The 23,334-nt window shown below is 68.7% G+C and carries 16 protein-coding genes; 5 read left to right on the plus strand and 11 right to left on the minus strand.

The window, feature by feature from the left end:
• Positions 1 to 12: 12 nt before the first annotated feature.
• From rpoB to rplJ, 6 genes are all read right to left on the minus strand, one after another.
• Complete coding sequence (gene rpoB / locus ADBZ9K_RS12165) at positions 13 to 3,504, minus strand: DNA-directed RNA polymerase subunit beta (RefSeq protein ID WP_526620560.1); 3,492 nt, start codon at positions 3,502 to 3,504, stop codon at positions 13 to 15.
• A gap of 384 nt (positions 3,505 to 3,888) precedes the next feature.
• Positions 3,889 to 7,062 (minus strand): lipocalin family protein, encoded by a 3,174-nt coding sequence (locus ADBZ9K_RS12170; protein ID WP_526620562.1) that lies wholly within the window; start codon positions 7,060 to 7,062, stop codon positions 3,889 to 3,891.
• Between the two features lie 101 nt (positions 7,063 to 7,163).
• Positions 7,164 to 8,618: a PE domain-containing protein gene (locus ADBZ9K_RS12175; RefSeq protein WP_526620564.1), complete on the minus strand. Its 1,455-nt coding sequence runs from the start codon at positions 8,616 to 8,618 to the stop codon at positions 7,164 to 7,166.
• 30 nt (positions 8,619 to 8,648) lie between these two features.
• Positions 8,649 to 9,698 (minus strand): ABC transporter ATP-binding protein, encoded by a 1,050-nt coding sequence (locus ADBZ9K_RS12180; RefSeq protein ID WP_526620566.1) that lies wholly within the window; start codon positions 9,696 to 9,698, stop codon positions 8,649 to 8,651.
• A gap of 199 nt (positions 9,699 to 9,897) precedes the next feature.
• Complete coding sequence (gene rplL / locus ADBZ9K_RS12185) at positions 9,898 to 10,284, minus strand: 50S ribosomal protein L7/L12 (RefSeq protein WP_526620568.1); 387 nt, start codon at positions 10,282 to 10,284, stop codon at positions 9,898 to 9,900.
• 35 nt (positions 10,285 to 10,319) lie between these two features.
• Positions 10,320 to 10,856: a 50S ribosomal protein L10 gene (rplJ, locus tag ADBZ9K_RS12190; RefSeq protein WP_526620570.1), complete on the minus strand. Its 537-nt coding sequence runs from the start codon at positions 10,854 to 10,856 to the stop codon at positions 10,320 to 10,322.
• 344 nt (positions 10,857 to 11,200) lie between these two features.
• Here rplJ and ADBZ9K_RS12195 point away from each other — a divergent pair, with 344 nt between their 5' ends.
• Positions 11,201 to 12,085, plus strand: coding sequence for a type IV toxin-antitoxin system AbiEi family antitoxin (locus ADBZ9K_RS12195; RefSeq protein WP_526620571.1), 885 nt, complete (start codon positions 11,201 to 11,203; stop codon positions 12,083 to 12,085).
• Positions 12,086 to 12,119: 34 nt separating this feature from the next.
• On the opposite strand, the gene ADBZ9K_RS12200 is transcribed toward ADBZ9K_RS12195, so the two are convergent.
• The 5 genes from ADBZ9K_RS12200 to ADBZ9K_RS12220 are packed head-to-tail and all read right to left on the minus strand — an operon-like array spanning position 12,120 to position 19,693.
• Complete coding sequence (locus ADBZ9K_RS12200) at positions 12,120 to 13,058, minus strand: ROK family protein (protein ID WP_526620573.1); 939 nt, start codon at positions 13,056 to 13,058, stop codon at positions 12,120 to 12,122.
• Entirely contained in the window at positions 13,058 to 13,693 is a 636-nt protein-coding gene (locus tag ADBZ9K_RS12205) for a DUF7158 domain-containing protein (RefSeq protein ID WP_526620575.1), read from the minus strand. Before ADBZ9K_RS12205 ends, ADBZ9K_RS12200 begins: the two co-directional genes overlap by 1 nt.
• Positions 13,690 to 17,889 (minus strand): glycoside hydrolase family 38 N-terminal domain-containing protein, encoded by a 4,200-nt coding sequence (locus ADBZ9K_RS12210; protein ID WP_526620577.1) that lies wholly within the window; start codon positions 17,887 to 17,889, stop codon positions 13,690 to 13,692. Before ADBZ9K_RS12210 ends, ADBZ9K_RS12205 begins: the two co-directional genes overlap by 4 nt.
• 27 nt (positions 17,890 to 17,916) lie before the next feature.
• Entirely contained in the window at positions 17,917 to 18,684 is a 768-nt protein-coding gene (locus ADBZ9K_RS12215; RefSeq protein ID WP_526620579.1) for an endonuclease/exonuclease/phosphatase family protein, read from the minus strand.
• 55 nt (positions 18,685 to 18,739) lie between these two features.
• The gene (locus ADBZ9K_RS12220; protein ID WP_526620581.1) at positions 18,740 to 19,693 is read right to left on the minus strand and encodes a helix-turn-helix transcriptional regulator; all 954 of its coding nucleotides are present in this window, start codon (positions 19,691 to 19,693) and stop codon (positions 18,740 to 18,742) included.
• 62 nt (positions 19,694 to 19,755) lie between these two features.
• Between ADBZ9K_RS12220 and ADBZ9K_RS12225 the strand changes: the two genes are divergently transcribed.
• From ADBZ9K_RS12225 to ADBZ9K_RS12240, 4 genes are all read left to right on the plus strand, one after another.
• Positions 19,756 to 20,268 (plus strand): DinB family protein, encoded by a 513-nt coding sequence (locus tag ADBZ9K_RS12225; RefSeq protein WP_526620933.1) that lies wholly within the window; start codon positions 19,756 to 19,758, stop codon positions 20,266 to 20,268.
• A 10-nt stretch (positions 20,269 to 20,278) separates the two neighbouring features.
• The gene (locus ADBZ9K_RS12230; protein WP_526620582.1) at positions 20,279 to 20,872 is read left to right on the plus strand and encodes a DinB family protein; all 594 of its coding nucleotides are present in this window, start codon (positions 20,279 to 20,281) and stop codon (positions 20,870 to 20,872) included.
• Between the two features lie 95 nt (positions 20,873 to 20,967).
• Positions 20,968 to 22,314, plus strand: a complete 1,347-nt coding sequence (locus tag ADBZ9K_RS12235; RefSeq protein WP_526620584.1) for an ABC1 kinase family protein — start codon at positions 20,968 to 20,970, stop codon at positions 22,312 to 22,314.
• Positions 22,314 to 23,231, plus strand: coding sequence for an alpha/beta fold hydrolase (locus ADBZ9K_RS12240; protein ID WP_526620586.1), 918 nt, complete (start codon positions 22,314 to 22,316; stop codon positions 23,229 to 23,231). Before ADBZ9K_RS12235 ends, ADBZ9K_RS12240 begins: the two co-directional genes overlap by 1 nt.
• The last annotated feature ends 103 nt before the right edge of the window (positions 23,232 to 23,334 follow it).

Raw genomic sequence — 23,334 nt, forward strand, 5'->3', positions numbered from 1 at the left:
GCCGCGCCGCGATCAGGCCAAATCTTCGACGGATGCAGATTCGTTGCGGGACAGGTTGATTCCCAGGTTCGCGGCAGCGCGTTCCAGGTCCTCGTCATCACCGTCACGCATTTCGATCGCGGCACCGTCGCTAGACAAGACCTCGACATTGAGGCACAGCGACTGCAGCTCCTTGAGCAGCACCTTGAACGACTCGGGGATGCCCGGCTCGGGGATGTTCTCGCCCTTGACGATCGCCTCGTAGACCTTGACCCGGCCGACGGTGTCGTCGGACTTGATAGTCAAGAGCTCCTGCAGCGTGTACGCCGCGCCGTAGGCCTGCATGGCCCAGCACTCCATCTCACCGAACCGCTGACCACCGAACTGCGCCTTACCGCCCAGCGGTTGCTGGGTGATCATCGAGTACGGTCCGGTCGAGCGGGCGTGAATCTTGTCGTCCACCAGGTGGTGCAGCTTGAGGATGTACATGTAGCCCACCGTCACCGGGTACGGGAACGGTTCGCCGGAGCGGCCGTCGAACAGCCGCGCCTTGCCGTCGGCGTTGACGAGAACCTCGCCGTCACGGTTGGGCAGCGTCGACCCGAGCAGACCCTGGAGCTCCTCCTCGCGGGCACCGTCGAACACCGGGGTGGAGACGATGCTGTTCGGCTGCGCCTCCAGCAGATCCTCGGGCAGATTGCCCGCCCACTCCGGGGTGGCCCCGCCATCGGTGGGAACCTTCCAGCCGGCCTTGGCCACCCACCCGAGGTGTGTCTCCAAGATCTGGCCGATGTTCATACGACGCGGCACACCGTGGGTGTTCAGGATGATGTCCACCGGGGTGCCGTCCGGAAGGAACGGCATGTCCTCGATCGGCAGGATCTTGCCGATGACGCCCTTGTTGCCGTGGCGCCCGGCGAGCTTGTCGCCGTCGGAGATCTTGCGCTTCTGGGCCACGTACACGCGGACCAGCTCGTTGACGCCGGCGGGCAGCTCGTCGTCGTCCTCGCGGGAGAACACCCGGATGCCGATGACCTTGCCCGACTCGCCGTGCGGCACCTTCAGCGAGGTGTCGCGAACCTCGCGGGCCTTCTCACCGAAGATGGCACGCAGCAGCCGCTCCTCCGGGGTCAGCTCGGTCTCGCCCTTCGGAGTGACCTTGCCGACCAGGATGTCGCCGTCGCGGACCTCGGCGCCGATGCGCACGATGCCGCGCTCGTCGAGATCGGCCAGCACCTCATCGGAGACGTTCGGGATGTCCCGGGTGATCTCCTCGGCGCCCAGCTTGGTGTCGCGGGCATCGATCTCGTGCTCTTCGATGTGAATCGAGGTGAGCACGTCCTCTTCAACCAGACGGTTGGAGAGGATGATCGCGTCCTCGTAGTTGTGGCCCTCCCACGGCATGATCGCCACGAGCAGGTTCTTGCCCAGTGCCATCTCACCGTTCTCGGTGCACGGCCCGTCGGCGACGACCTGGCCGGCCTCGACACGCTGCCCGGCGTCCACGATCGGACGCTGGTTGGCACAGGTGCCGTGGTTGGAGCGGGCGAACTTGCGCATCCGGTAGGTGTGCCGGGTGCCGTCGTCGGCCATCACGGTGATGTAGTCCGCCGAGACCTCCTCGACGATGCCCGCCTTCTCCGAGACGACGACGTCACCGGCGTCGATCGCGGCGCGAAGCTCCATACCGGTGCCCACCAGCGGTGACTCGCTGCGCACCAGCGGAACGGCCTGGCGCTGCATGTTGGCACCCATCAGGGCGCGGTTGGCGTCGTCGTGCTCGAGGAACGGGATCATCGCCGTCGCGACCGACACCATCTGGCGCGGTGAGACGTCCATGAAGTCGACCTCGATGGCGCTGACGTACTCGACCTCGCCACCCTTACGGCGGACCAGCACCTTGTTCTCGGTGAACCGGTTGTTCTCGTCGATCGGCGAGTTGGCCTGCGCCACGACGTGGCGGTCCTCCTCGTCGGCGGTCAGGTAGTGGATCTCGTCGGTGACCACACCGTCGACCACCTTGCGGTACGGCGTCTCGATGAAGCCGAACGGGTTGACCCGCGCGTACACCGACAGCGAACCGATCAGGCCGATGTTCGGACCTTCCGGGGTCTCGATCGGGCACATCCGGCCGTAGTGGCTGGAGTGCACGTCGCGGACCTCGAGGCCGGCACGCTCACGGGACAGACCACCGGGGCCCAGCGCCGACAGACGACGCTTGTGGGTCAGACCCGACAGCGGGTTGTTCTGATCCATGAACTGCGACAGCTGGCTGGTGCCGAAGAACTCCTTGATCGCCGCCACGACGGGACGGATGTTGATCAGGGTCTGCGGCGTGATCGCCTCGACGTCCTGCGTGGTCATCCGCTCGCGGACGACACGCTCCATGCGGGACAGGCCGACCCGGATCTGGTTCTGGATCAGCTCGCCGACGGTCCGCAGGCGACGGTTGCCGAAGTGGTCGATGTCGTCGACGTCGACCGGGACCTCGACGCCGCCGGGGGCGGTCATCGTGGTCTGGCCCTCGTGCAGGCGCACCAGGTACTCGATCGTGGCGACGATGTCCTCTTCGGTCAGCGTCGAACTGGTGATCGGCTGGCCGGCGTTGAGGCCCAGCTTCTTGTTGACCTTGTAGCGACCCACCCGGGCCAGGTCGTAGCGCTTGTCCTTGAAGAACAGGTTCTCCAGCAGGGTCTGCGCCGACTCCTTGGTGGGGGGTTCGCCCGGTCGCAGCTTCCGGTAGATGTCCAGCAGCGCCTCGTCGGTGCCGGCGGTGTTGTCCTTCTCCAGCGTCGACATCATGATCTCGGAGAAGCCGAAGCGCTCCCGGATCTGCTCGTTGGTCCAACCGAGCGCCTTGAGCAGCACGGTGACCGGCTGACGACGCTTGCGGTCGATGCGCACACCGACGGTGTCGCGCTTGTCGACGTCGAACTCCAGCCACGCACCGCGGCCGGGGATCACCTTGACGCTGTGCAGCGTCTTCTCGGTGGACTTGTCGATGCTCTCGTCGAAGTACACACCCGGCGAACGGACCAGCTGGCTCACCACGACACGCTCGGTGCCGTTGATGATGAAGGTGCCCTTCTCGGTCATCATCGGGAAGTCACCCATGAAGACCGTCTGGCTCTTGATCTCGCCGGTGTTGTTGTTGATGAACTCGGCCGTGACGAACAGCGGGGCCGCGTACGTCATGTCCTTGTCTTTGCACTCGTCGACCGGAGCCTTGACCTCGTCGAAACGCGGGTCGGAGAAGCTCAGCGACATCGACCCCGAGAAGTCCTCGATCGGCGACAGCTCGGCGAGGACCTCTTCGAGGCCACCCACCGGGTTGATGTCACCGCGCGCCTCGGCGATTCCGCGCCAGCGCGGCGAGCCGATCAGCCACTCGAACGACTCCGTTTGAACGTCGAGAAGCCCGGGTACTTCCAGGGGCTCGCGCAGCTTGGCGAACGAAATTCGTTTTGGTGCTCCGGGAACGGAGTTAGAAGTAGTAGTCGTTTTGCTCTGGCTAGAGACTGCCAAGATGCATCCTTCCAGCACCTAATGCGACTGTCCGGACATGGTCCGTATGGCCGCGATATCTGCGTCGGTTCGGCTGGCCTACTCGAGGCCCTGTCCCCGAACACACGACACGCACATAGGTCTCTGAGCTGGAAAGTCAGGCTCAGGCTAGGGACCGCGGTGTCAGGTGCAGGTTGAGGTGGGCAGGAGGCAGCCAGCGCAACGTCCAACAATAGCGCAGAACGGCGCATTCCTCAACAACCGCGTGCTGGGAGCACTGACGCTGGCTGGCGATCTAGCTACCCGTACACACATGCTGGTCAACAGACTGACCCGTTTGCGGCTTTCCGTCAAGCGTTGACGCGGTATTTGGCGTGGGAAATCCACGCCAGTCCGGTTTGCTCGTCACACCGCAACGCTTGCCGGCACGTCCGCGGGTCCAAGCAGCGACGCAGCGGTGGTCGTCGGATACTGCTGGGTCCGCAGGATCGCGCCCCACACGCCCAGCTGCCTGGCCCGCGCCACCAAGTCGTCGTACTCGGCATCGGTGATGGTCTGCTCACGGGTCAGGATGTAACCGCTGTAACCGCTCGGGTCGCTGACGATGGCCCAGTTGTAGTCGGGGGCGTAGTCGAGGATCCAGTAGTTGCCCGGTTCGGCGCTGCTGGGTGTACCGAAGAAGAAGCCGACGTTGAGCCGGGTGTTGAAGGCATTGACCGGAACCGCCTGGCCGACGATGTTGACCGCGGGGCCGTCGGGAACGAAGTAGTTACCGGAGTTCTGCACCCGGATGGTGCCGTCGGTGTTGAGGCTGTACTGCGCCTTGGTGTTCACCAGCCCGATGGAGAAGAACTGCCGCACGCTGCCCTGCTCGTACCAGGTCCCCAGGTAGTTCTGGTCCGGCGGCAGGCTGGGATTGACCGTCACCGGCGGCGGGGCGGGCAACGTGGTCGCCCCGGCCGGCCCCAGCACGATCGGCTGGTTGGGGACGTAGGTGCCGTCATTGGGGCTGCCGTAGATGCCATACACCGGGTCGGTCGGCCCCTTGCCGGCATAGATGTCGTTGACCCAGCCCGTGGCGAAGGTCCGGACCGCATCCTTGGCTCCCGGCGGAGACGGCTTGACGATGATCGCACTGGCGATCGCACCCAGCCACGCAAACAGGTTGTCGCCTTCGATGACGTCGGTGTGCGAGCCGTTGTCGATCTGGACGCCGTAGAACCGGTCGGGACCGTAAAACCCGTACATCAGTTCGGTGGCCGTCCCGTAGGCGTTCCACTGCTGGGGCGGCGCGGCGATCTGGTAGTCCGGGATGCCCGCCCCGTCGAGCGCGGTCAGGGAATCGGTGAACAACGGGTCGCGGGACACGCCGTCGAACATGACCACCCCGAGCAGATTGTCGACCTGATCGGTCTCGGTGATCAGCGCGCCGACCGCAGTGGCGAAGTTCCCGCCCGCGGAGTGGCCGGTGAGGATGAACTTCTCCGGCAGCGTCCCCTGCAGCCCGGCCGCGTTGGCGCTGATGTTCAGCGCCGAGCGGCTGCCCTCGAACATCGAGGCGACGGCTTCGCGCATCGGTGCTCCGCCCAGGTAGCAGCCCGGGCACAGCGGGGTGTCGAACCAGAAGATGTTCGGGACGACGACGACGCTGTTGGTCTCCTGGGCGAGCTGCTGGGCCATGTCGCCGTACCAGTCGTTGAAGCCGAGGAAGCCGTGCTGCAGCCAGATGACGCCGTTGGCCGCGACGGTGCCGTCGGCCTGCGTCGGGAAGTACCAGTTGGCCGGGGCGGCGTAACCGTTAGGGCCGCAAGGGATATCGAGAACGGCGGAGCCGGTCCGCACCCCGGTGACGCCGTTGCCCACGGCCGCGACGGGAGTGTTCGGGTTCAACCCGTTGTCGCCGCTGTTGACCGGTTCGGGCAGCTGGAACCCGAAGAGGCCGCCGACGGCGTCGATCAGGCTCTTGACGATCTTGTCGCCGAAGGAGAGCTGGTTGGCCAGTGCGGCGGGCAGGCCGACGGCCGCGGTGGGCCCCATGATGATCTGCTGGTTGGACGCGGCGTAGAGGCCGTACTGCGGCGCCTGCGGGGTCGCGCCGACGTACATGTCGTTGATCCACCCGGTGCTCAGGGTGTAGGTGGCGGCGGTGTTGCCGGCCGGCACGGGCTTGGTCACCAGCTGCAGCACGGCGTCGAACAGCGGGTTGACGCCGAGCATGGAGTCGACGTGCGAGCCGCCCTGCAGCACGACGCCGATGAAGTCGCCGGGCAGTGTCGCGGCGAGCACGTTGGTGGTCGCGCCGAACAGGTTCCAGCTCTGTGCCGGTGCCGCGATCTGATAGATCGGCTTGCCCGCCGCGCCCAGCTCGGCCGCCTGCTGAGCGAACGTGCCGTCGAGGGCCCCGTTGGAGACGCCGTCGAACATCACCACGCCGAGCAGGTTGGCGTCCTCGATGTCGGGGCTGTCGGTGAGGAAGTCCGCTCCGACCGCGGTCGCGAACCCACCGCCGGCGGAGTGGCCGGCCAGCACGAAGCGGGTCGGCAGCGCGGCGCCGGTGTATCCGGCCGCGACAGCGCTGTCGGTCAGTGCTGATCGGGTCGGGTCCTCGAACATGGCGGCCGCGGCCTGCTGGGTCGAGGTGCAGGTGAGGCAGCCACCGGAGAAGGTGATCGGGATGGACGACAGCGTGGGGGCCACCACGATGCTGTTGGTGGTGAAGGCCAGATTCGTGGCAAGCGCGGAGTAGAAGGTGTTGGTGGCGCCGAAGCCGTGCTGCAGCCAGATCACCCCTTGGGCCTGCACGCTGCCGTCGGCCTGGGTCGGGAAGTACCAGTCGGTGGCGACGGTGTTGCCGATGAACGCGCCGGGAATCTCCAGTTGGGAGTGGCCGACCTGCACACCCGTCACCCCGTTGGTGGGTTCGACGGGCAAGGTCGCCGTGCTGGCCACCGGCGCGGCGGCGGACTCGACCTCACGCGTCTGGACGGCCACCCCGGAGAGCAGGTTGAGCAGCGCGGCGGCGGCCAGGCCGGTGGCGGGCAGCGCACCCGATGCCGCGGTGGCAGAGCCGGCCGAGGCGATCAGCTGGTCGATCTGGGCCTGACGGGCGGCGGCCACGGCGGCGCGACGCGACACCCCCAACCCGGAGGCCGCCGATGCCGGCTCGGTGGGGGCGCTCGGCGCGGACGCGGCGGCCGACGCCTCGGTGGTCGCCGTCGCGGTGGTCGCCGTCTCGGTGACGGCGGCAGGTTCGGGCGTGGCCTCTGCCGGGCTCGCCGTCGAGCTGGGTGTAGCGCGGGTCGCCGCGGTGGCCTTCGCGGTCGCGCGGTTGGCCGAGGAGCGCCCCGGGCGCGCGCCCGCCACCGTGCTGTCCGAGCGGTTGGCGGCCTGCGCGCGGCGGCTGGTTGCGGTCGCTTTTCCGCGCGCGGGGCTCGAGGTGTCGGACGACGCTGCTGCCCCACCGGAGCCGTCGTCTGCTCCCCCGCTGTCAGCGTGCGCCAGCGCCGGCCCGGACAGCAGGGCCGCCCCCAGACCCAGGACCATCGCACCCGTGCCCAACACAACCTGCCGCTGCGTCATCCTCGACCCGCTTCCCGTAGTGACGATCGGCAAAACGTACTCAGTGACCGGCCGGGCCGTCCGCGGAATCCGGTCAACCGGAGCGGGACGTCACCGATTCGTCAGGCAGCGACGGCGGTCGCGGCGGGCGGTGCGGAGGCCATCGGGGCAGTGCTCGAGGAGCCGCCGAACAGCAGGGGCATGACGAACGCCGTCCAGGCCTTCATCAGCATTTCGATTGGTCCGAGCTGGCTGGCCAGCGGCGTCGGCAGAACGACTGCGGACGCGTCGCCCAGAATGATCGGCTGACCGGCCGTCCCGTATAGCCCGTACAGCGGGGCCTGGGGTCCCGCGCCGGCGTAGAAGTCGTTGATCCAGCCCGCACTCAGCGTGCCGACTGCCGCGGTGTTGCCGGCCGGGGAGGGCTTGGTGACCAGCTGGGCGAAGAAGTCGACGATCGGGTTGCTGCCCAGCATCGAGTCGACGTGCGAGCCGTCGGTCAGCACGACGCCGTCGAACTGATCGGGTCGCAGCGCGAGCAACTGATCGGTGGTGGTGCCGAAGGTGTTCCACACCTGGGCGGGGGCGGCGATCTGGTAGACGGGGATGTCGAGCCTGTCCAGGCTGGTGATCGCCTGCGGCAGGGTGCCATTCATGTTGACGCCGTCGTACATCACCACCCCGAGCAGGTGGTTGTCCTCGCCGGGCGCCAGCGCGTCGACGTAGTAGCCGCCGACCGAGACCGACCAGCCGCCGCCGGCCGAGTGCCCGGCGAGGGTGAAGTCCTGCGGCAGGGTGCCCTGGTAGCCGGCCTGGCTGGCGCTGATGTTCAGCTCCGGCCGCTCGCCGAGGAACATGGTCGCGGCGGCCTGTTGCAGGGGTGCGCCGTAGAGCGTGCAGCCGCCACAGGTCAGCGACGGGAACGACGGCAGTGTCGGCGCCACCACGATGCTGTTGGTGTCGTTGGCCAGGGTGGTGGCCAACGCGGAGTAGTAGGCCTTGTCGGCGAGGAAGCCGTGCTGCAGCCAGATGACCCCATTGGCCTGCACGCTGCCGTCGGCCTGGGTCGGGAAGTACCAGTCGGCCGGCGCCTGGAAGCCCGATCCGATCGGGATCGTCAGCGTCGAATGGCCGACCTTGACGCCGGTGACGCCGTTGGTGCCCGGCGGCGTCACCACCGCCTGGGCGGTGCTGATCGACGCCGCGGCCCGCGCGCTGGTGCCCACCGCTGGCGGTGGCGTGATTGGCGCCGTGACCTGCGGGGTCAGAGCGCTCCTCGGTGCCACCTTCCCGGTTGTCGGCGCCACGACCGTGGCCGCTGCCCGTGCGATGGGCTTGGGGCTGCGGGACCCGGAGACAACGGCGGCGGGTTCGGCGCGGCGCTTACCGGTCGCGGCCTTGGCCGGCGACGAGGTGCCTGACGGGGTCGAGGGTTCCGACGTCGAGCCCCCGGAATCCCCGGCATGCTGGGCGCCGCCGGTGTCGGCCATCGCGCTGCCGGCCCCGCAGAGTAGGGCCGCACCCATCCCGGCGAAGACGGCCACCGCCGCCCACCACACCCGCCGGTCAGCGAGCACTGGGCGCCTTCGAGGTCGTCAAGCTCGGAGCTACTTGTCGCCGTCCTCGTGGTGGACGGCGTGAGCAGGCTCGCCGACGAAGGTGTGGGTGGGCAGTTGGTGGGTGCCTTCGAGGTCGTCGAGGATGGCCTGCTGTGCGACCGGGGGCAGGGTGTGCAGGATCTGGCGCACCCGCGCCTGCCGGCGGGCGACCGCCTTGCGCTCAGGCATACCCGGAGTGGCCTGGATCTGCGGCGGCACACCTTCGATCTCTTCCACGCCACCGTCATGATGACCGGCATCGGCCAGCGCCTGCTCCTCGGCCATCGTGCCCTCGTCCTTTTCCTCGGACATGCCGATGGGGCCGAGGCGGCGACCGTTGAGGAACTGCTTGACGACGGGCTCATCGCTGGTCAGCAGCACCTCGCGCGGGCCGAACATGACCAGGTGCTTGCGGAACAACATGCCCATGTTGTCGGGCACGGTTCGGGCGATGTTGATGTTGTGCGTCACGATCAGAATGGTGCAGTCGATCTGGGCGTTGATGTCGATCAGCAGCTGGCTCAGGTAGGCCGTACGCACCGGGTCCAGACCGGAGTCCGGCTCGTCGCACAGGATGATCTTCGGGTCCAGCACCAGCGAGCGGGCCAAGCCGGCGCGCTTGCGCATACCGCCGGAGATCTCACCGGGGAACTTGTTCTCGTCCCCGCCCAGACCCACCAGGTCCAGCTTCTCCATGACGATCTGGCGGATCTCGCTTTCCTTCTTCTTCGTGTGCTCACGAAGCGGGAACGCGGTGTTGTCGTAGAGGCTCATCGAGCCGAACAGCGCACCGTCCTGGAACATCACGCCGAACAGGGTGCGGATCTCGTAGAGCTCTTTGGCCGAGCACTCGATGATGTTGGTGCCGTCGACGATGATCTTGCCGCGCTCGGGGCGCAGCAGACCGATCAAGGACTTCAGGAACACCGACTTACCGGTACCGGACGGACCAAGTAGCACGCTGACCTCGCCGGCGGGGATGTCCAGGGTGACGTCCTCCCAGATGCGCTGGGATCCGAACGACTTGGTCAATCCCTCGACCTGAATACCAATGCCCACGCGAGATCCTTCCGCCCACACCGATCACCACCGCCGCGTTGGCCTGTGGTTTGAGTCACTGTAGCGCACGCCGATTGGCGCCACGGAGTTTGTGCGCCGACCTGTGATCGACAATCCCGGAGGCCGGACATGGAAGCCGATCGAACGAAAAATCCCCCGCGGGCACCGTGTGCCCGCGGGGGATTTTGCGTAGTCAGAACTACTTGACGCTGACGGTGGCGCCGGCGGCCTCGAGCTTGGCCTTGGCGTCGTCGGCGGCTTCCTTGGCGACCTTCTCGAGCAGCGGCTTGGGAGCGCCGTCGACGAGGTCCTTGGCCTCCTTGAGGCCCAGACCGGAGACGATCTCGCGGACGACCTTGATGACGCCGATCTTCTTGTCACCGGCGGCCTCGAGGATGACGTCGAACTCCGACTGCTCCTCGGCGGCCTCGGCCGGGGCAGCGGCACCCGGGGCGGCGGCGACGGCGACCGGGGCGGCCGCGGTGACGTCGAAGGTCTCCTCGAAGGCCTTCACGAACTCAGAGAGCTCCAGCAGGGTCAGTTCCTTGAACGCGTCGAGCAGTTCTTCGGTGGACAGCTTTGCCATGGTGGTTCCTTTTCTTTATCGGTGTGGTGGGGTTCTTAGGCGGCGGATTCGGAGTTTTCCGAGGCCTTCTTCTCTTGCAGAGCTGCGGCCAGGCGGGCGACCTGGGACGCGGGCGCCGCGAACAGTGCTGCGGCCTGGGCCTGCTTTGCCTTCAGGGCACCGGCGACACGCGCCAGCAGCACCTCGCGCGACTCCAGGTCGGCAATGCGCTCCACCTCGGAGAGGGTCAGCGCCCGGCCGTCCATATAGCCGCCCTTGATGACCAGGGCCTTGTTTTCTTTGGCGAACTTCTTGATCGCCTTGGCGGCGTCGACGGGCTCTCCGTTGACGAACGCGATGGCGGTCGGACCGGCGAACAGTTCGTCGAGCCCCTCGATCCCGGCTTCCGCCGCGGCACGCTTGACCAGCGTGTTCTTGGCGACCGTGTAGGTGGCACTGCCGGCGAGCGAGCGACGCAGCTCGGCCAGGTTGGCCACGGTCAGGCCGCGATACTCGGTGACGACAGTGGCCGTCGAGGCCTTGAACTGTTCGGCGATGTCGGCAACCGCGGTGGCTTTGTCAGCCTTGGCCATACATGCCTCCTTGTGGTGGGTACAGGGGTGCACCACCTCGAACGCAGGCCGGGCCAGGAAATGACGAACGCCCCGGACGCAGAATGGCCGGGGCGTGCAGATAACCGCTGACGCGCAGCGGTCGAGCCTCGTCCTCCTGCGTGGGTCGCCGGGATATCCCGGACCTTCAACCGATTGCTCGGTGACCGACGGTCTTCGGTGGAACTCGACAAGGATAGCGTGGCTCCCGCGATCAGCCAAAACGCGGTCCCCGCCGCCCATGCGCCCCGCGGCGCGAGCAAACTATCCACAGGACCAGCGTCAGGGTGCAAACCTGAATCGGATCGCCGCCCGATGCTCGTTCTGTGAAACCTGGCGTCGCCGACGTTTTCGACCGCAATGGTGGCCTCGCCACGACCGCGCAGCTGTTGGCGGTAATGACCCGTCAGCAGCTTGACGTGCAGGTTCGCAAGGGCAGTCTGTTCCGCGTTTGGTACGGCGTCTATGCGCACACCAGGCCAGATCTACTCGGCCGGCTGGCTGCGTTGGACCTGCTCATGGGGCAAGCAGCGGTGGCCTGCATGGGCACCGCCGCCGCGCTGTACGGCTTCGACACCGAGAACACAACATCGGTTCACGTTCTGGATCCAGGCGTTCGGATGCGAACCACCACGGGTTTGGTGGTTCACCAGCGAACCGGCGCACCGGTGCAGTGGGTCGCCAGCCGGTCGGCGACCGCCCCGGCGTGGACAGCCGTCGAGGTGGCACGCCAGCTGAGCCGACCGCGGGCGCTCGCCACGTTCGACGCCGCGCTGCGCTCGAGCTGGTGCACCCGCGACGACCTCGACCGCGCGGTTCGGGGTCAGCAGGGGCGACGCGGCATCGCGGCAGCACGTGGGTTGCTTCCCTTCGCCGACGCGCGTTCAGAGTCCGCCATGGAAAGCGAAGCCCGGCTCGCCATGATCGACCACGGTCTGCCGATACCGGAGTTGCAGTACACGATCCACGGTGCCGACGGACAGCGATGGCGAGTCGATTTCGCCTGGCCGGATGCTCAAGTCGCGGCTGAATATGACAGCGTCGAATGGCACGCTGGCAGGACTGAAATGCTCAGGGACAAGTCCAGGCTGGCCGGTGTGCAGGAAGTCGGCTGGACGGTAGTGCCCATTGTCGTCAATGACGTACGACGCCGGCCCGAACGCCTGGCCCAGCGGATCGCACGCCATCTCGACCGAGCGCGCGTGGCCTGACCCGCGAGCAGACGCAGACTCGCACGAAAATTGCTCAGCCAGTGCGATTGTGCGTCTGCTCGCGGGGATAACTGACCGGGCCGCGCAGCAACGCGGCGGCACCGACCAGCCCGGCCTCCCCGCCGAGTGCGGCGGGCACGACGCTCAGGCCGGACAGGAAGTCCAGCCCGGCGTAGGCGTGCAGGGCCTCGTGTAGTGGGTCGAACAGCACCGGTCCGGCCTTGGCGACTCCACCGCCGACGACGACGAGGTCCAGGTCGCACACCGCGCCCACCGAGGCGATCATGGCCGCGATCGCGCGTGCTCCCCGGTCGAAGGCGCGCCGGGCAACCGGGTTGCCCGACGCGGCGGCGGCGGCCAGTTCTTTGGCGTCGGTGCCGGTCCAGCCCTGCTCGCGCGCCCAGGCCGCCAGGTGCGGGCCGCTGGCGATCGCCTCGACGCAGCCGCGGCCGCCGCAACTGCACGGCGGTCCGTCGGTGTCGACGATGACGTGCCCCACGTGGCCCGCATTCCCGGTCCGTCCGCTATAGGGCGCGCCGTCGAGGACCAGTCCCCCGCCGACTCCGGTGGAGACCACCATGCCGAGCAGGAACGCCGCGCCCTCTCCGGCGCCGCGCCAGTGTTCACCCAGCGCCATACACAGCCCGTCCCCGGCGAGGCGGACCGGGACATCCCCGACGGTGGCGGCCACCCGGTCGCGGATCGGAAAGCCTCGCCACGCGGTGATGTTGACCGGGCTGACGGTGCCGTCGGCGGTGTGGATAGGGCCGGCCGAGGAGATGCCAACGCCGTCGACGGCGCCGCCGGCCTCGGCGAGCGCGTCGGTGATCGTGCGTCGGGCGGCGGCCCACACCTGCTCGGGGTCGTCGGTGCGCGGGGTGGGCTGGCGGGTCTCGAAGCGCAGCTGGCCGTCGCGGTCGACGAGACCGGCGGCGATTTTGGTGCCTCCGATGTCGAGAACCAGGACGCTCATCAGTGTTGGTGGGTGTTGTCGGGTTGGCGCGGGTCGCCGGGGTGTTCGTAGCCCGGTGCCAGCCAGACGAGGTCGGCGCGGCGCTGGTCGAGCCACATCCGGAAGCGGCGTCGGCGGGCCGCCCCGCGCAGGTGGGCGGCGATCAGCGGCCGCACCTCGGCCAGCTCGGTAACGGCGGCCACCCGCCAGCCGCCGGCGGCCCCGGATGCCGGGACGCGTGCGGCTCCGGCGGTAAAACGCTGGAATCGGCGCGGATTGCGGGCGTGATAGGCCGCGACGGTCTCCTCGTCGACGTCGATGTCCTGAGTGACGTGGGCGAACACCGCACGGGCGACCGGATCGGCCAGGACCGCGGCGGCAACGCTGCCGATCTCGAGCCGCGCGGCCGGATCCGGCAGCAGGTCCGCTTCATCGGGGGTGGCGGCGGTGACGGTGACGCCGAGCGCCGCAGCCTCATGCGCGATCACCCGCTCGGTGACCACCAGCTGCGTCAGCCAGCGCCGCAGTTGCCGCCCTTGGCTGGTGCCGGGCCGGGGTAGGGCCGCGACCTGGGGCGCGGCCCGCAGGGCGGCCTCGCGGGCGTCGACTTCGCCGGCGTCGACGCCCACCCCGGCGACGGTGGCGGCCAGGCTCATCGGACCGTCACCGCCACGGCCGGGGTGTAGAGCAGCCGGCCTGCGCACCCAATGCGGATCAGCGCCCACCACCGGCCCGGCATCGCCCACGGCGGCGGGGCGATGTCGAAGGCCACCTCGACGCTGGACCTGGCCCGCAGCACCGCTCCGCGCGCCGCGGGGCCCGCCCATTCCCAGGTGCCCCATGGGCTGATGAGGTGCGCTTCGAGCGCGAGGTCGGCGAAAGCCTCGCTGCCGACGGTGACGGCCAACCGGGCGCGGTCGCCGGCCGCGACGACGACATCGGACGGCTCGGTGACCAGCCGCACCAGCTGTTCGCCGGGGGCACCGACCGAGACGATGCAGACGTCCTCGACGGTCTGCCGCCAGGCCGCCGGCACGTCCCCGGCCAGCCTCAGCTGGGCGCGCACCGGATAGTCGCCGGGTGCCGCGTCGGGTGGGACGGTGACGACGATGTCGGCCTCACGGTGGTGGCCGGTGGGCAGTTCGAATGCCAGCTCGCCGGGTCCGGCGGTCCATCCGCGGGGGCCGCGCAGCCGTACGGTGCCGGCCAGCGTCGCATCGCTGCAGTCGCTGGCCACGGTGAGCCGCAGCCGCACCGTCTCTCCCGGTTCGGCGGTGACGGTCTCGGGGTGCAGATACGCGACGGCGGGCAGCCCGCCGAGCGGGGCCGGTCCGCGGTTGTGCAGCCAGTAGCGGGCGTAGAGCGGTTGGGCCTCCTCGCTGTCGGGCGCCAGGGCCGCGCCGTCCGCGTCGAGGACGGTCGGCACATCCAGCCGGGCCAGCAGCGTGGCGATCTGGTAGCCGTGCATCCGCAATGGCGGCTCGCCGTTGCCGCGCGGTGTTTCCAGCAGGTCGGCCGACACCACGGCCGACACCGTACCGACCCCGCAGGTCATACCGACCTCCGCTGGGCCGCCGCGGGTTTCGACCAGCCGGATGGTGACGTCTTCGGGGTCGACGGCCGCCGAGCTGCCGGTGGCGCTGGGGTTGCCGCCGATCTTGAGGGCCGCCAGCTGCACCACGCCGGCGGGTTCGATACGCAGTAGCGAGCCGTCGGCAGGCAGCGCACCGGCTGCGTCGGCAGCCACAACGCACACCAGGGGATGGTTGAATTCGGCACTGCGCGTTGATATTCCGCCCGATCGCCAGTCACCCGGGGTGCTTACCAGCGCAAAGTCGAAGGTGTGCGTCCAGTGCTGTAGCTGGAAATTGGACCCGTCGGGGGCCGCGCGTCGCGGCGGGTCGATCCACACTCCGGACGGCCAGCCCGTGCAGGAGCGCATCAGGGAGCTGTGCAGGGTCTGGTCGGGTTCGATCGCGAATCCGGGCACCCCCCGGTTCAGCAGGGCGACGGTGCGCGACTCGAATTCCCCCAGGCCCGCGGGCGCGTCCTGGCTGACCTCGATCTGCGCGTCGTCGAGATCGGCGACGACGGCGCGGATCGCGTCGGCCAGTCCGGAGGTCCCGTTCCCGGCGACGATGAGCACCGGCAGGGCGCGGGTGTCGCGCAGGTCGGCGTCGGGACGCCACACCCGTTCCAGCGGTTCGGCGGCGGGCACCCACACCCGCGCCTGCCCGGTGGCCGAGAGCTGGCGGTGCAGTTCGACGGTGTAGGTGTCATCGGCGGCCGCGAGCACCGCGGCGGTGAACGCGTTGTCGTCGGGGTCGCCGAGCGCGATCCGTGCGTCGGGCAGGTTGGAGTCGACCTCGAGGTGGCCGTAGCGCGGCTGGACGGCGCTGCTACAGGTGGCGGTGACCCCGGACCGCACCAACGCGACCATCAGCTCACGGGCCCAGGTCGTGTCCTCGGCCGGAACCACAACCTCGGCCACCGATATCGCACGGCAACGCTCACCGACTCGGACCCGCGCGGCCGACGACAGCCCGAACCAACCGTGCGCTGGATTGTCCAGCGTCCATGGGTGTTTCGCGGAGTCGACGGCGACGTCCTGGCCCGAATCGTGCTCGTGCAGCAAGCCGAAGCCACGCCCGATGACGGCGTCGCCGACCTCGCTGACCGGCAGGGCGCCCGGAATCGGGCACGGCCAGCGCAGCCGCACCAGCCGGTCGACGCCGGTGAACTCGTCGATCGTGGTGCTGGTGTCGACCCGGTCGATACCGTGCCAGAGGGTCAGCACCTGGGTGTAACTCAGTACCTCACCGATGCGGCCGCGCACGACGAGGCGCTCACCCAGCGGGCAGCGATAGGCCTGAACCGACTCCGCGGCGGCGGCTGAGGAGCACAGCACCGGCCCGGCCGGCAGCAGATGCCACGGCCCCTCCCCCGCCTGCGGGTGCGCCGAGTATTCGTCGTAGACGGCGAGCTCGTTGCCGACCCGGCCCGCGGCGACCAGCTCGCGGTCGGCGGCCAGCTCGACCAGCGAGACCACCCCGCCACCGCGGGTGGGATCGACCCGCAGCCGGTGGTGGCCGTTGGCGATCTGCAGCCCGTCGACCGGTTGCCATCCGGTGGCCTCGTCGGTCGGGATCAGCCGGTAGCTGCGCCAGCCGAGTGACGCGACGTCGGCGGCCCGCCAGCTGACCTGGTGGCCGTCGCCGGAGACGACCGCGGGAATCGATTGGCCGGCGGCGTCCAGCACCGCAGCGCCGGGACCGATCGGTTCCGGCAGCTGCGCGGTGACGATATCGGTTCGACTGTGCCCCAACGGGTTCCATACGACGACCGTCCCGGGATCAGCGGCGACCGCCTGCGAGAGCAGGCGCAGCGCGGCGGAGCGCGTCGTGCGGCCGAGTTCCCATGCGTCCCGCCAGCTGGTCAGCAGGTCGAGGTAGACCTGATCGGACTCCGAGCCGGTGATGCCGTCGTGGTGAGCTCCGTAGGCCAGCTGCACCCAGGCTTTGGCCAACGCGGCCTCCGGGTAGCGCGCCCCCGCGAGCAGCGCCGCGAATACCGCGAACCGCTCGGCGCCCAGCACCGCGTCCTCGGCGGCACGGTTGGCCTGCTTGGTGTCGATATAGGAGACGTCCTTGCCGGTGTAGATCGGGTTCATGTCGCGGGTCTGCGGCGAGGGCGTCAGTCCGCGTTCGGATGTTTCGGCGCGCACGGCGGCGAAGAACTCCCGGGGCAGTGCGCAGATGAACCGCGGCCAGGTGTAGCGCGAATTCCAGTCCCGGTGGATCTCGGTGACCCACGTGTTGGGCGGGGTGTAGTCGGTGCCGACCGGCAGCAGCACGTTGCGGGTCAGTGCCACCGATTTCAGCGAGGCGAACAGTTCGTAGGTCGCCTGCTCGGCCTCGGCCAGCGACGCCGCGGAATCCATCCACCAGCCCGCCGAGTAGTGGGCCGGCATGTAGTGGGTCAGCAGCCCGACACCAGAGGGTGCGATCCACTCGAACTCGCTGCGGAACTGCATCCGCCTCGGGTCACCGGCGTGGCCGTCGTGGGAAGCCATCGGCCCCCACTGGTGGTGCGGACCGCGGGCCCACGAGCTCGACGTCAGTCCAGCGTCGGCGGCCATCCCCGGGAACTGCGGATCGTGGCCGAACACATCGAGCTGCCACGCGGTGGCCGGATCGGCGCCCAGCACGTCGCGTTGATAGCCGACACCGTGCACGAAGTTGCGGATCGCCGTCTCCGCGCCGACCAGGTTGGTGTTGGGTTCGTTGTAGGTCCCGCCCATCACCTCCACGCGCCCGTCGGCGATCAGCCCGCGCAGGTCGGCCCGGTCTTCGGGGTGGGTGTCGAAATAGGGCTTCAGATAGTCGACTTCGGCCAGCACGAACTTGTAGTCCGGATCGCGACGGGCCATGTCGAGGTGCGCGGCCACCAGGGCGAAGCCGTTGTTCTGCCGGGCCCGCCCTGGCGGGTCCTCGGTCCACTGACTGGTGTAGGCGCCCTGGGTGTTCCACCAGACGGGGTCGTAGTGGAAATGGCTGATCATGTACATCGACCAGCCCGGCTCGGCGTCGGTGAACTCGAAACCGAGCTCGGCGGAGCCGACCGCCACCCGCGCCGCGCGCCGCTGGCCGACGACCGGCCCGGTGACCCGGACCGCGACCTCGACGGCCCCACTGCCGGGACGCACCACGGTTTCGTCGGACCCCAACCCGTCCCCGTAGACCCGCACGGCCTCGGTTCCGGCGGCCCCGCGGTAACCGACCCGCACCAGCTGCAGCGGCGCGTCGGGCGGCCCGACGAACAGCTCCGTCGACTCCGCGGAGGTCACACGCACGCGAGCAATGTACGGCCCAGCCACGGTTCAGCGGAGCGACACGTCGATGACGAGGGGACGATGATCGGAGATCGACAGCAACGGTGTGGCCACCGGGCTGGCGACCAGGCCGTCCTCGTCGGTGAGAATGTGGTCGAGCTGGCGGTTCGGGCACTGCGCCGGGAACGTCGGCGCGATGCCCAGCGGCCGCAGCCCGGTCCAGCGGATCGATCCGGCTGCTGACATGTTGAGGTCACCCATCAGCACCCGTGGCCCCGGCAGGCCGCGCAGGTCGCGCATCAGGTGATACAGCTGCCTGCGGTTCCAGCCCGGGACAAACGACAGGTGGGTGTTGGCCACCGTGATCACCCCCAACGGGGTGTCCAGTTGGGCGACCATTGCCGCGCGGGGTTCCTCGTCAACCAGCTGCACCCGACGGGGGCCGGGCAGATACAGCGGGAAGCGAACCGGTATCCGCGGCAACCGCAGCACCTGCCACGAGATCGCGGGGTAACGCGACAGCAGCGCGATCCCGTAGGCCGACGTGCCCGGCTGCTCACTCCCGGTTGCGGCCATCCACGTCGCGCCGGGCGTGCCGGCGATCGCTGCGACGAACCGATGCGCCTTGGCGCCCATCGCCGCGGCCGCGATCGCGGTGAGGTCGGCCAGCGACGAGCGCGGTTGCTCGCAGTCGACCTCCTGCAGGGCCAGCACGTCGGGGTCGAGCCGGCGGATGCACTCCGCCAATCGCACCAGGTTCACCTGGCCGTCGTGCAGGCTGCGCCCGTGCAGGATGTTGAAGGTGGCCAGCCGCATGGCTACCAGGTACCCGCATGGGTCCGATTGAAGCCCTGCGATCGCTCGCTCGTCCTCACCGCCGGACCGAGCGGTTCAACAACTGGGCCATCGCCGCCGCGGCGTCGGCGACCGCCACGGGTTCGAGCACCTCGAACGCAATGCCGGGCATGGCCAGATGCGCCACGAGCTGCGACGGGTCATCGGCCCCGGCAACCACAATGCAGGCGTCGGATCCGTCCGCTTCGACGGTTGCAGTCGTGGGCCAGAAATGCTGAGCCAGAACATCTTTGGATGCCTGGTAACGAACGCGTGCGACGTGACGGTAGGGCGAGACGGTGATGGCGCGGCCGATGAACTCGGCGGCGTCGGGGGCCGGTCGCGGGGTGAAGGTGGTGCCGCGGGCCCGCACCTCGGCCATCCGGTCCAGCCGCAGGCTGCGCCAGTCTTCGCGATCGCGGTCGTAGGCCAGCAGATACCAGCGGCGCCCGGTGGTAACGAGGTGGTAGCACTCGAGTCGGCGACTGCTCGGCGCGCCGGCGCGGTCGACGTAGTCGGCCGTGACGTGCTCCCGGTCGCGGCAGGCCCGCGCCAGCGTCATCAACGCCTCCGGGTCGACCGGCGATTCGGCGGCGGGTGTCAGGGTGACGGTGGCGTCATGAACGGCCGCGACCTGGGTGCGCAGTTGCGCCGGCATCACCTGATCGAGCTTGCTGAGCGCCCGCAGCGCCGACTCCCCGACGCCGGCGACGCTGCCGCCGGCGGCCAGCCGCAGGCACACCGCCATCGCGACCGCCTCGTCGGCGTCGAGCAGCAACGGCGGCAGGGCCGCGCCGGCACCGAGCTGGTAGCCACCGCCGTGCCCGGTGCTGGCGTGCACGGGGTAGCCGAGGTCGCGGAGCCGCTCGATGTCGCGGCGCACGCTGCGGGTGGTGACGCCGAGCCGCTCGGCAAGGTCCGGGCCGGACCAGACCCGCCGGGACTGGAGCAGCCCCAGCAGCTGGAGCACCCGGCTCGTCGTCTGCGCCATCCCTGCAGTCTCCTCCAATCTGCGGACAGAAACTGTCCGCAATAGGTGACAGTGTGAATGCCATGAGGTGGACCACCCAACTTGCCGACCAGCTCGACTGGCACTGGCGCACCGCGCTGCGGCCGCGCCTGGACGGCCTGACCGACGACGAGTACTTCTGGGAGCCGGTGGCCGGCTGCTGGAGCGTGCACCCCGGCGGGCACGTCGATTTCGCCTACCCGCCCCCGCAGCCCGCGCCGTTCACCACGATCGCCTGGCGGCTGGCCCACGTCATCGTCGGTGTGCTCGCGATGCGCAACCGCTCGCACTTCGGCGGCCCGCCCGCCGACTATCAGAGCTGGCCCTACGCCACCGATGCCGGCACGGCACTGGCCCAGCTCGATGAGGCATACCGGGTTTGGATCACCGGCGTCGCCGCGCTGAGCGACGACGAGCTGAGCCGAGCCTGCGGGCCGGCCGAGGGGCCCTACGCCGACTACGCGTTGTCCGAGCTGATCCTGCACATCAACCGCGAGGTCATTCACCACGGCGCCGAAATCGCTTGTCTGCGTGACTTATACACCCACTCGAAGTAGAGGAAACCCTATGCCCACGCTTGCCCCACCCGTCCGCGACGAGCGCCATGCCCTACGCGAGTTCCTGGCCTACCACCAGAGCGCCTTCGTCGCCGTCGCCTACGGCCTCACCGACGAGCAGGCCCGATCCACCCCGACGGTCAGCGCACTCTCGATCGGCGGACTGCTCAAACACGCCACCGGGGTCCAGCGCAGCTGGGCGGAACGGGTCGCGTCGGCACCGCAGGCGCCGCCACCCGACGGCCGCCCGTTCGAGGAGCGGGTGCAGGAGTACCAGGACGAGTACGTGATGCTGCCCGACGAAACCCTCGGGCAGCTCCTGGAGGCGTTTGAAGCCCAGAACGTCGCGACGCTGCGGCTGATCGACACGGCCGACCTCGACGCCGCGGTACCGGTGCCGCGGGATGCACCGTGGTTCCCCAGCGATGTCGAGGCGTGGTCGGTGCGCTGGGTGCTGGGACACCTGATCACCGAGTTGGCCCGGCACGCCGGGCATGCCGACATCATTCGCGAGAGCATCGACGGCGCGACGATGTACGAACTGGTGGCGGCCGCGGAGAAGATGGCTCCACAGCCGTGGCTGACGCCGTGGACTCCGGCGTGACAGCGGGCTCGTTGGCAAACATCACGCTGTGACCGGCATCGCTGCGCCAGCGCAAAATTGGTGGTATTGACGACCGGTTTGGCACACTGGCAAGAATGAGTTCGACCAAACACCGCGAAGTAGCCAAGCTCGATCGCGTTCCGTTGCCGGTCGAGGCGGCCCGCATTGGAGTCACAGGGTGGCAGCTCACCCGCACCGGTGCACGTGTGCTCACCAACCTGTCCGGCCGTGGCCGCTGGCAGGACAAGGTCATCCGACAGATTCCGCAGGCCTTTGCCGACCTCGGCCCCACCTATGTCAAGTTCGGTCAGATCATCGCCTCCAGCCCGGGGGCGTTCGGCGAGCCGTTGAGCCGGGAGTTCCGCGGCCTGCTCGACTCGGTTCCGCCGGCCGACACCGCCGAGGTGCACCGGCTGTTCAAGCAGGAACTCGGCGCCACGCCGGCCGAGCTGTACGCGACGTTCGAAGAGGAGCCCTTCGCGTCGGCGTCGATCGCCCAAGTGCACTTCGCCACGCTGCACACCGGTGAGGACGTCGTCGTCAAGATCCAGCGCCCCGGAATCCGCCGCCGCGTCGCCGCTGATCTGCAGATCCTGAAGCGGTTCGCCCAGGTCGTCGAGCTGGTCAAACTGGGTCGCCGGCTCTCGGCACAGGACGTCGTGGCCGACTTCTCCGACAACCTTGCCGAAGAACTCGACTTCCGTATCGAGGCACAGTCGATGGAAGCGTGGGTGTCGGGTCTGCACGGCTCGCCGCTGGGCCGCAACATCAGGGTCCCGCAGGTGCACTGGGAGTTCACCAGCGAGCGGGTTCTGACGATGGAGCGGGTGCACGGGGTGCGCATCGACGACGTCAAGGAGATCCGCAAAAAGGGCTTCGACGGCACCGAGCTGGTCAAGGCGCTGCTGTTCTCCACCTTCGAGGGTGGCCTTCGGCACGGCCTGTTCCACGGCGACCTGCATGCGGGCAACCTTCTGGTCGACGACGACGGCCGCATCGTGTTCCTCGACTTCGGGATCATGGGCCGCGTCGACCCGCGCACCCGCTGGCTGCTCCGTGAGCTGATCTATGCCCTGCTGGTCAAGAAGGACCATGCCGCCGCGGGCAAGATCGTGGTGCTGCTGGGTGCCGTGGGAACGGTCAAGCCCGAAGCGCAGGCAGCCAAGGACCTCGAAGCGTTCGCCACCCCGCTGACGCTGAAGACGCTCGGTGACATGTCCTACGCCGATATCGGCAAGCAGCTTTCGACGCTGGCCGACGCCTATGACGTCAAGCTGCCGCGCGAGCTGGTGCTGATCGGCAAGCAGTTCCTCTACGTCGAGCGCTACATGAAGCTGCTGGCGCCGAACTGGCAGATGATGAGCGATCCGCAGTTCTCCGGCTACTTCGCCAACTTCATGGTCGAGGTCAGCCGCGAACACCAGAGCGACGTCGAGGTCTGATGGACATCCGCACCGGCACCGCACCGATCACCTGGCACGGCGACGACCTGGAGATCTACTACGAAGACCTGGGCAACCCCGGCGACCCGCCGGTGCTGCTGGTGATGGGGTTGGGTGCGCAACTTCTGTTGTGGCGCAACGGTTTCTGCGAGAAGTTGATCGACCAGGGCTACCGGGTGATCCGCTACGACAATCGGGACGTTGGGTTGTCGTCCAAGCTGCACGGCCGACGCGCGGACGGGGCGCTGGTGCCCAATCTGGCGCGGTCCTTCCTCGGCCGGCCCAGCCAATCGGTGTACACGCTCGAGGACATGGCCGACGACGCCGCGGGGTTGTTGGATCACCTCGACATCGATCGGGCCCATGTGGTCGGCGCGTCGATGGGCGGGATGATCGCTCAGATCTTCGCGGCCCGACACAGCCACCGGACGAATGCTCTGGGAATCATCTTCTCCTCCAACAACTCTGCGTTCCTGCCTCCGCCGGCGCCGCGGGCGCTGCTGTCGCTGATCACCGGCCCGTCGCCGGACTCGCCGCGCGAGGTGATCATCGAGAACGCGATCAAGGTGGGCAAGATCATTGGCAGCCCGGGCTACCCGGTATCCGAAGAGCAGGCGCGCGCCGATGCCATCGAGGCCTACGAGCGAGCGCACTACCCACAAGGCATCGCACGGCACTTCGGCGCGGTGTTGGGCAGCGGAAGCCTGAAAGGCTATGACCGTCAGATCAGCGCACCGACCGTCGTCATCCACGGCCGCGCCGACAAGCTGATGCGGCCCTCGGGTGGACGTTCGATCGCCTCGGCAATTCCGAATGCCCGGCTAGCCCTCTACGACGGTATGGCTCATGACCTCCCCGAAGCCTTGTGGGACGACATCGTCGGTGAGCTCAAGACCACGTTTGCCGAGGTCAGCTAGCTAATTTCCGTCCGTTTTGGCGTTTCCACCGCTCCGCACGACGAGCTAGCATCGATTGTGCAAACGCGGTGATCGCCAATCCCGTCGGGGGGGATACGTGGTT

This window comes from Mycobacterium sp. (assembly GCF_965229265.1).
Taxonomy (GTDB): Bacteria; Actinomycetota; Actinomycetes; order Mycobacteriales; family Mycobacteriaceae; genus Mycobacterium.

What these genes read in the sequence shown, in the direction of transcription:
- ADBZ9K_RS12170 (WP_526620562.1), bottom strand. Translation starts at nt 7,062, where the DNA reads ATGACGCAGCGGCAGGTTGTGTTGGGCACGGGTGCGATGGTCCTGGGT.
- ADBZ9K_RS12230 (WP_526620582.1), top strand. Translation starts at nt 20,279, where the DNA reads ATGCCCACGCTTGCCCCACCCGTCCGCGACGAGCGCCATGCCCTACGC.
- rplL (WP_526620568.1), bottom strand. Translation starts at nt 10,284, where the DNA reads ATGGCAAAGCTGTCCACCGAAGAACTGCTCGACGCGTTCAAGGAACTG.
- ADBZ9K_RS12215 (WP_526620579.1), bottom strand. Translation starts at nt 18,684, where the DNA reads ATGCGGCTGGCCACCTTCAACATCCTGCACGGGCGCAGCCTGCACGAC.
- ADBZ9K_RS12200 (WP_526620573.1), bottom strand. Translation starts at nt 13,058, where the DNA reads ATGAGCGTCCTGGTTCTCGACATCGGAGGCACCAAAATCGCCGCCGGT.
- ADBZ9K_RS12220 (WP_526620581.1), bottom strand. Translation starts at nt 19,693, where the DNA reads ATGGCGCAGACGACGAGCCGGGTGCTCCAGCTGCTGGGGCTGCTCCAG.
- rplJ (WP_526620570.1), bottom strand. Translation starts at nt 10,856, where the DNA reads ATGGCCAAGGCTGACAAAGCCACCGCGGTTGCCGACATCGCCGAACAG.
- ADBZ9K_RS12240 (WP_526620586.1), top strand. Translation starts at nt 22,314, where the DNA reads ATGGACATCCGCACCGGCACCGCACCGATCACCTGGCACGGCGACGAC.
- ADBZ9K_RS12235 (WP_526620584.1), top strand. Translation starts at nt 20,968, where the DNA reads ATGAGTTCGACCAAACACCGCGAAGTAGCCAAGCTCGATCGCGTTCCG.
- ADBZ9K_RS12225 (WP_526620933.1), top strand. Translation starts at nt 19,756, where the DNA reads ATGAGGTGGACCACCCAACTTGCCGACCAGCTCGACTGGCACTGGCGC.
- ADBZ9K_RS12205 (WP_526620575.1), bottom strand. Translation starts at nt 13,693, where the DNA reads ATGAGCCTGGCCGCCACCGTCGCCGGGGTGGGCGTCGACGCCGGCGAA.